The organism is Sphingomonas sp. DC5200-1, from assembly GCF_049897245.1.
Lineage (GTDB): Bacteria > Pseudomonadota > Alphaproteobacteria > Sphingomonadales > Sphingomonadaceae > Sphingomonas > Sphingomonas aquatilis.
Map to the genome: position 1 here is coordinate 1 of NZ_JAFCVW010000025.1, position 7,022 is coordinate 7,022.

Below are 7,022 nucleotides of genomic sequence, written 5' to 3' on the forward strand. Positions count from 1 at the left end.
CAACGCGCCGATCGCGCGCGCCAGCTCGGGACGGTCAGCTCGGCCACCCGATGCCTCCTCCTGGTAGATGGGATCGCACCCCGCATCGCGGAGCGCGCGAAGCTGCGGGTCTATGTCCTGGGAGTCGCCTCGCGACACGCGGGCATAGCCAATTTCCATGCCTTCATTCTGGCACGGGGTTGTGACACCTGCAAACCCTTGGAAAAGCTGGGGCAGGGTGGCGGTGTCACAACCGACCGAGACTGTTGAAAAACGCGTGCTTGCGACGACGAGGAAGGCGTGATTCACTCCTGCCAGGCGGCGGGAGTATGGACATGATGGGTCGGCAGGTGGCGCAAGGCGCGCTGTTCTACGGTTTCCGGCTCGACGATCATGTGCCTGCCGACCACCTTCTCCGGCGCATCGACGGCGTGCTGGACCTCGGCTTCGTGCGTGAGGCGCTGGCAGCGAGCTACAGCGCGAGCGGTCGACCCTCGATCGATCCGGATACATGGCCTTCAAGAAGATCACACCGTCCTTCTCGGCTGCTCCCCAGCTCACCCGGGATGATGTCGCTGCCGCCGCACAGGCGGGGTTTCGCTCGATCGTTTCGAGCCGGCCAAATGGCGAGGAGCAGGGACAGCCGAGCGCACACGAGATGGCCCGGATCGCCGAAGAACACGGCCTTGCGTTCGCCCATGTCCCGATCGTGCCGGGCAAGGCGACCGATGCCGATGCGGACCGGATGAAGGAAGCGCTGACTGCGCTGCCGGGACCGACGCTCGGCTTCTGCCGAAGCGGCACGCGGGCGGCTACCCTATGGGCGCTGGCGGAGGCGAGTCATGCCGATCCCGAAACGATCGTCGGTCAGGCCAAGGCAGCCGGGTACGACCTGGCCGATCTGAAGCCGGCGCTCGCTCGCCGGTCCGAAAGAACCGGCAAATGACCTACGACATCGTCATCATCGGAGGCGGAGCTGCGGGCATCGCAACCGCCGCCAGCATCCTGAAACGTAACGCCAAGGTGTCGATCGCGGTCGTCGATGCGGCCCGGGACCATTATTACCAGCCCGGTTGGACGTTAGTCGGGGCAGGCGTTTTCACCCCCGAACAGACCCGCAAGGCCGAAGCCGATGTCATGCCCAAGGGCGTCGAATGGATCCGGCTGCCGGCGATCACCATCGACCCCGAGCGTCAGGCGATCACCCTGGGCGACGGGGATACGATCGCCTATCGTGTCCTGATCGTCGCCCCCGGCCTGCGTTTGGCGTGGGAGAAGATCGCGGGGCTTACCGAAGCGTTGGGCCGCAACGGGGTCACGTCCAACTACCGCTACGATCTGGCGCCCTACACCTACCAGCTTGTCCAGGAATTGCAGCGGGGACGCGCGCTGTTCTCGCAACCGCCGATGCCGATCAAGTGCGCCGGCGCGCCTCAAAAGGCGATGTACCTGTCCTGCGACATCTGGCGCGAACGCGGTGTTCTCCCCGCGATCGACGTCGAATTTCACAACGCCGGTGCGGCGCTGTTCGGCGTCGCGACCTATGTCCCTGCGCTGATGGAATATGTCGAGAAGTATAGGATCAACCTCAAGCTCGAATCCAACCTCGTCGCGGTCGACGCCGATCGGCGTATTGCCACCTTCGAGCGCAAGCAGAACGGTGTCAGCGAGCGGATCGAGCGCGGGTTCGACATGCTCCACGTCGTGCCGCCGCAGGTGTCGCATGACGTCGTTGCCAAAAGTTCGCTCGCGGCGGCAAACGGCTTCGTCGAGGTCGATGAGGCGACGCTGCGCCACAAGCGATACGACAACGTCTTTGCCTTGGGCGATGCTGCGGGGACGAGCAATGCGAAGACGGCTGCGGCAGCCCGCAAGCAGGCACCCGTGGTGGCGGTCAACGCGCTCGCCGCACTCGAAGGCAAGCCTCCTGTTGTCGACTATGACGGCTATGGGTCGTGCCCGCTCACCGTCGAGCGCGGCAAGATCGTCCTCGCCGAGTTCGGCTATGGTGGAAAACTGCTCCCCAGCTTTCCGTCGTGGCTGCTGAACGGCACGCGCCCGACGCGCGCTGCCTGGTTCCTGAAGGAGCGGATGCTGCCCCCGATTTACTGGCAAGGCATGCTGAAAGGCCATGAATGGATGGCGGCTCCGCATAAGATCGGCAAAGCGGCATGACCCTCGAACCGATCCAGTATCTGCTGGGTGCGTTATCCGGCAGCCTGGTGGGCTTTACCCTCGGGCTTGTCGGCGGGGGCGGCTCGATCCTCGCCGTCCCACTCATGGTCTATCTGGTGCGCGTGCCCGACGCCCATCTCGCCATCGGCACGAGCGCGTTCGCCGTCGCGGCTAACGCCGCCACGGGGCTGATCGGCCATGCAAGGGCGCATAACGTCAAATGGCGCTGTGGCGGCATGTATGCGACCGCCGGCGTCATCGGCGCCCTGTTCGGCTCTACCGCGGGCAAGGCCGTCGACGGCGGCAAGCTCCTGTTCCTGTTCGCACTGGTCATGGTCGTCGTCGGCGTCCTGATGCTGCGCGGGCGCGGTGACACGGGCAACCCGGGGGCGGAGTGCAACCGGGAAAAGGCGCCGAAGGTGCTGGGCTACGGCCTCGGCACCGGTCTGTTCTCGGGCTTCTTCGGCATCGGCGGGGGCTTTCTGATCGTCCCCGGCCTGATCGGATCGACGGGCATGCCGATCCTGAACGCCGTCGGCACGTCATTGATCGCCGTCACCGCGTTCGGGCTGACGACGGCCGCCAATTACGCATTTTCGGGTCTGGTGGACTGGCCGCTGGCTTTCGTGTTCATCGCCGGTGGAGTTGTCGGCGGCTTGATCGGCACGCGCATCGCGAAGCGCCTCGGTACGGGCGGCACGCTCACCACGGTCTTCGCCGTCCTGATCTTCGTGGTGGCGGCCTACATGCTCTGGAAAAGCGCGGCCGCGTTTCTCTGATGGCGGGTGCGATTGCCATCGGGCCGCTGATGCTGGCCGTCGATCGCGGGCTTGCCGTGCTGTGCATCGTCGTGTTCCTTGGCCTCACGACACTGGCCGGTCGGTTCCGCTTCCCTCGCGTATCGACGGTCTCCACCAGCGCCATCGTCGCTGGACTTGTCACGGCACGGATCGGTTACGTCGCAGCGCATTGGTCGAGCTACACCGGCGCTCCGCTGTCCATCCTTGCCGTGTGGCAGGGTGGCTTTTCCCCCGTTGCAGGGCTTCTGGGCGCTGCGGCGATGCTGGCGATCCGGCTTGGCCGCTCAAGCGCGCTGGCGGCAGGCTGGGGAGCGTTGGCTGTTGCGGGTGGCCTCTGGTTCTCGCTTCAGGCGCTGATCCCTCCCGTGACCTACGGCCCGTTCCCCTATCATCTCAACCTGACAACCCCGTCCGGCGCGCCGCTTCCACTCGATCGCTTCCGTGGCAGGCCCTTCGTGGTCAACCTGTGGGCGACATGGTGCGGTCCGTGTCGGCGTGAGCTGCCGATGCTCGATGCGGTTGCGTCGCGCCCTGGCGAGGTCCCGATCCTTCTTGCCGATCAGGGCGAGGCGCAAGCGATCGTCAGCGGTTTTCTCGGCCGTGAAAATATCGGAGCGCGCCATGTCGCGCTCGACCCCGATCGTGGCCTTTCTCAAGCCCTGAAGGTGGCGGGGTATCCCGCAACGGCCTTCGTTGCGGGCGACGGCACGATCGTACAGCTCCAGCTCGGTGAATTGTCACGCGCTGCGCTCGCCGATGGAATCGAATTAGCAAGGAAACACCGATGAATCGTCGCAACCTGTTGTCTCGGGGCCTCCTGGCCGCGCTTGCCTTCGCCGCGCCGATCACGCCTCTCATCGCCCAGCAGCCCGATCTGTCGCGCAAGGCGGTCGTTGACGATCCCGTGGCTCCCAAGCGCGCCGGCAGGACCTACGACGTCACGGTTGTCGAGTTTTTCGACTATAACTGCCCCTATTGCCGTCGCATGGAGCCGGTGCTGAACGCCCTGCTTCGCTCCGACCCGAAGGTACGGGTCGTGTACCGGGACTGGCCGATCTTCGGACCTGCCTCGCGTGAGGCGTCACGCGCGGCTGTCGCGAGCCAATGGCAGGGCAGGCATGCCGCCTTTCACGAGGCCCTGATGACCTCGCCGGCGCGGCTCGACAGCGCGGGCGTCAAGGCAGCGGCTGCCAAAGCCAAGGTCGACTGGCCCCGTCTGCAACGCGATTTGAAGAACCGTGGCGCCGAAATCGACGCGCTGCTTACGCGCACCGATAGCATCGCCCAGGCGATCGGTTTCAACGGAACACCAGCGCTGATCGTCGGCTCGCAGGTCGTCGCCGGTGCTGTCGATCTCCCGACGTTGCGTCGTCTCGTCGCGGAAGCGCGCAAAAAACCAGCGGCGCGCTGACCATGCCCGGGCCGCTCAATCGGAGACAGCTTGCCGGCTTGGGCGCGGTGGTCGTGGGTGGTTGGGCAGTCGGGCAGGTTCTACGGCGTACCGCCCCGATCGGGCGCGACGTCGGGCCGACCGCCGACCTGATCCTTGCCGGTAACGGCTCGCCCGAGGACGGACCTGCCGATGCTACGCTCCGGCTTGCCGTGTTCACCGACTATCGTTGCCCGGCCTGCCGTCATGGATTTTCCGCCCTGGAAGAGGCTGTGCAACGCGACGGCAAGGTGCGGGTCATCTACAAGGATTGGCCCATCTTCGGTCCGCCATCCGAACGTGCCGCAAGCGTGGCGCTCGCGTGCGCCGAACAGGGAGTTTACCCGACCGTCCATCGTGCGTTGATGACGGACAGCCGCACGATCGACGACGACGTGTTGCGGGACGTCGTGATGCGCGCTGGCGGCGATTGGCTGCGCGCGATGACCTGGCTTGCCGCCCACGCGGACGCTGTCGCAGCCCGCCTGCGGGCGAACGGACAGGAAGCCTATTCGATCGGACTGGCGGGCACCCCGGGTTATCTTGCCGGTCCCATGCTGGTGATGGGCGCGATCGACGCCAGCGATTTCCAACGGCTGTTCGCGCGTGCGCGGGAAGAAAGCTGACGATGCGAGAGGATACGAAACATGATCGAGTATAATCACAAGGGCATGACGGTTGCGTCGCTCCATGACGAGCGCACCGGCAGCTTCCAGTATGTCGTGGTCGACGAAGCCACGAAGACCGCCGCGATTATCGATCCGGTCCTCGACTTCGATCCCCGTGCCGGTGCGACCGCAACCGACAATGCCGATATGATCCTCGAATATGTCCGCGCCAAGGGACTTACTGTGGAATGGGTGCTCGATACCCATCCCCATGCCGATCACTTCTCGGCCGCGCCGTATCTCGCGGAAAAGACAGGGGGCAAAACCGCGATCGGCACCAAGGTCGTGGAGGTGCAGAAGCTCTGGCAGGACATCTACTGCCTGCCTGACCTGCCCGTCGATGGTAGCCAGTGGGATCGCCTGTTCGCCGATGGCGAGCAGTTCAGGATCGGCTCGCTCGACGCGCACGTCATGCTGTCGCCCGGCCACACGCTCGCCTCGATCACCTACGTCGTCGGCGACGCGGCGTTCGTCCACGACACGCTGATGGTGCCCGACAGCGGCACCAGTCGGGCTGACTTTCCAGGCGGCAACGCGCGCGCGCTGTGGCGCTCGATCCGGGCGATCCTCGAACTGCCGCCCAGCACCGCGACCTATGTCGGCCACGACTACGGCAAGGACGGGCGCGAAGTCTTTGGACGATCGACCGTGGCGGACCAGCGTCGTGACAACATCCATGTGCACAACGGCATCGGTGAGGCCGAGTTCGTCGCCACCCGCGAGAAGCGCGACGCAACCCTGCCGCTGCCGGACCTGATGCTTGCCGCGCTCCAGGTGAACATCCGCGGCGGTCGCCTGCCGGAGCCGGAGGCGTGCGGCACAGCGTTCCTCAAGGTGCCGCTCAACCACTTCGGCGCGGGCAAATGACCGAACCAACGCCGCCAACGCCCGGTGATGATGGCGATGCCCAGCGTATCATCTTCGCCATTACCGCCGCGCTGCTCGTCCTCGTCGTCACCTACAAGGTAGGGCAGTCTGACGCGCCCGTGCAGGCACCCGTCGAGGTAGCAGCGGACGCCGCCTTTTCGCCACCGGCGGAAAGCACCATCCCCGCCGGGCCGGACGGCGACGCGATCCGGCGCGGTCGACTGATCTTCACCGCGAGCGCGGCTCATGCCGGCCAGTACGTCGGCAACGGCCTGACGTGCAGCAACTGTCACCTCGATGCCGGGCGGAAGGCCGATGCGTCCCCGATGTGGGCGGCCTGGGTCAGCTACCCAGCTTATCGCGCGAAGAACGGCCGGGTGAACACGATGGAGGATCGCATCCGCGACTGCTTCCTCTACTCGATGAACGCGCCCGCCTCGAAAGCCGGCGCCCCGCCGCCCTATGGCGACGATATCTACCGCGATCTCCAGAGCTATTTCGCCTGGCTCGCGACCGGCGCGCCATCCGGCAAGCCGCTGCCCGGTCGCGGGTTCATAAAGCTCGCCACAACCCCGATCGGGCACGATCCGGTTCGCGGCGCGATTGTGTTCGCCGGCCAGTGCGCATCATGCCACGGTGCGAACGGCCAAGGGCAGGCGAACCCGGACGGCAGCTATACTATCCCGCCGCTGTGGGGAGCGCGCTCCTACAATTGGGGTGCGGGCATGACCGGGCTGGCGTCGGCTGCCGGGTTCATCAAGGCCAACATGCCTTATGGTGAGGGCAACACGCTGACGGATCAGCAGGCGTGGGATGTCGCCGCCTATGTCGATAGTCGCGAGCGACCCCGCGATCCGCGGCAGACCGGGACTGTCGAGAGCGCACGTAAGCAGTTTCACCCCAAAGGGGACTATTATGGTCAGGAGATTGACGGAAAAATGCTTGGCAGCTGATCGCTCGGCTTCCTAACCAGTGTCACAACCGAACGAGACTGTTGAAAAAGGATCGCGTGGGATCAGCGTGGTGGATGACAGGTGACGCCGGGCACCGGAGGATGCGCCGCGTATCAGGCCGGCGCGGCCTGCCGGGCCAGCAGCTGGAGGT

Annotated in this window: 9 protein-coding genes and 1 pseudogene; 9 read left to right on the forward strand and 1 reads right to left on the reverse strand. The window is 65.6% G+C overall.

What is annotated here, in order from left to right; genetic code table 11:
* A partial coding sequence (locus tag ACP7A3_RS20670; protein ID WP_426257024.1) for a recombinase family protein occupies nucleotides 1–159 on the reverse strand: 159 nt, incomplete at its 3' end.
* A 155-nt stretch (nucleotides 160–314) separates the two neighbouring features.
* Between ACP7A3_RS20670 and ACP7A3_RS20675 the strand changes: the two are divergent.
* From ACP7A3_RS20675 to ACP7A3_RS20715, 9 genes and pseudogenes are all read left to right on the forward strand, one after another.
* A pseudogene (locus tag ACP7A3_RS20675) lies at nucleotides 315–488 on the forward strand (IS1182 family transposase); the annotation flags it as partial.
* 2 nt (nucleotides 489–490) lie between these two features.
* Nucleotides 491–925, forward strand: a complete 435-nt coding sequence (locus tag ACP7A3_RS20680) for a TIGR01244 family sulfur transferase (RefSeq protein WP_018251196.1) — start codon at nucleotides 491–493, stop codon at nucleotides 923–925.
* Entirely contained in the window at nucleotides 922–2,154 is a 1,233-nt protein-coding gene (locus ACP7A3_RS20685) for an NAD(P)/FAD-dependent oxidoreductase (RefSeq protein WP_018251197.1), read from the forward strand. Before ACP7A3_RS20680 ends, ACP7A3_RS20685 begins: the two co-directional genes overlap by 4 nt.
* Nucleotides 2,151–2,933: a sulfite exporter TauE/SafE family protein gene (locus tag ACP7A3_RS20690; protein WP_018251198.1), complete on the forward strand. Its 783-nt coding sequence runs from the start codon at nucleotides 2,151–2,153 to the stop codon at nucleotides 2,931–2,933. Before ACP7A3_RS20685 ends, ACP7A3_RS20690 begins: the two co-directional genes overlap by 4 nt.
* Nucleotides 2,933–3,742: a TlpA family protein disulfide reductase gene (locus tag ACP7A3_RS20695; protein ID WP_018251199.1), complete on the forward strand. Its 810-nt coding sequence runs from the start codon at nucleotides 2,933–2,935 to the stop codon at nucleotides 3,740–3,742. Before ACP7A3_RS20690 ends, ACP7A3_RS20695 begins: the two co-directional genes overlap by 1 nt.
* Nucleotides 3,739–4,365, forward strand: coding sequence for a DsbA family protein (locus ACP7A3_RS20700; RefSeq protein ID WP_018251200.1), 627 nt, complete (start codon nucleotides 3,739–3,741; stop codon nucleotides 4,363–4,365). Before ACP7A3_RS20695 ends, ACP7A3_RS20700 begins: the two co-directional genes overlap by 4 nt.
* Nucleotides 4,366–4,412: 47 nt before the next feature.
* Complete coding sequence (locus ACP7A3_RS20705) at nucleotides 4,413–5,009, forward strand: DsbA family protein (protein WP_243403061.1); 597 nt, start codon at nucleotides 4,413–4,415, stop codon at nucleotides 5,007–5,009.
* Nucleotides 5,010–5,030: 21 nt separating this feature from the next.
* Entirely contained in the window at nucleotides 5,031–5,918 is an 888-nt protein-coding gene (locus ACP7A3_RS20710) for an MBL fold metallo-hydrolase (protein WP_018251202.1), read from the forward strand.
* On the forward strand, nucleotides 5,915–6,871 hold the full coding sequence (locus ACP7A3_RS20715; RefSeq protein WP_018251203.1) for a c-type cytochrome: 957 nt from the start codon (nucleotides 5,915–5,917) through the stop codon (nucleotides 6,869–6,871). The genes ACP7A3_RS20710 and ACP7A3_RS20715 overlap by 4 nt, the downstream gene beginning before the upstream one ends.
* The last annotated feature ends 151 nt before the right edge of the window (nucleotides 6,872–7,022 follow it).

Bases quoted from the DNA above. Each gene is read 5' to 3' on its own strand.
- ACP7A3_RS20680 (WP_018251196.1), top strand. From the start codon at position 491: ATGGCCTTCAAGAAGATCACACCGTCCTTCTCGGCTGCTCCCCAGCTC.
- ACP7A3_RS20685 (WP_018251197.1), top strand. From the start codon at position 922: ATGACCTACGACATCGTCATCATCGGAGGCGGAGCTGCGGGCATCGCA.
- ACP7A3_RS20690 (WP_018251198.1), top strand. From the start codon at position 2,151: ATGACCCTCGAACCGATCCAGTATCTGCTGGGTGCGTTATCCGGCAGC.
- ACP7A3_RS20695 (WP_018251199.1), top strand. From the start codon at position 2,933: ATGGCGGGTGCGATTGCCATCGGGCCGCTGATGCTGGCCGTCGATCGC.
- ACP7A3_RS20700 (WP_018251200.1), top strand. From the start codon at position 3,739: ATGAATCGTCGCAACCTGTTGTCTCGGGGCCTCCTGGCCGCGCTTGCC.
- ACP7A3_RS20710 (WP_018251202.1), top strand. From the start codon at position 5,031: ATGATCGAGTATAATCACAAGGGCATGACGGTTGCGTCGCTCCATGAC.
- ACP7A3_RS20715 (WP_018251203.1), top strand. From the start codon at position 5,915: ATGACCGAACCAACGCCGCCAACGCCCGGTGATGATGGCGATGCCCAG.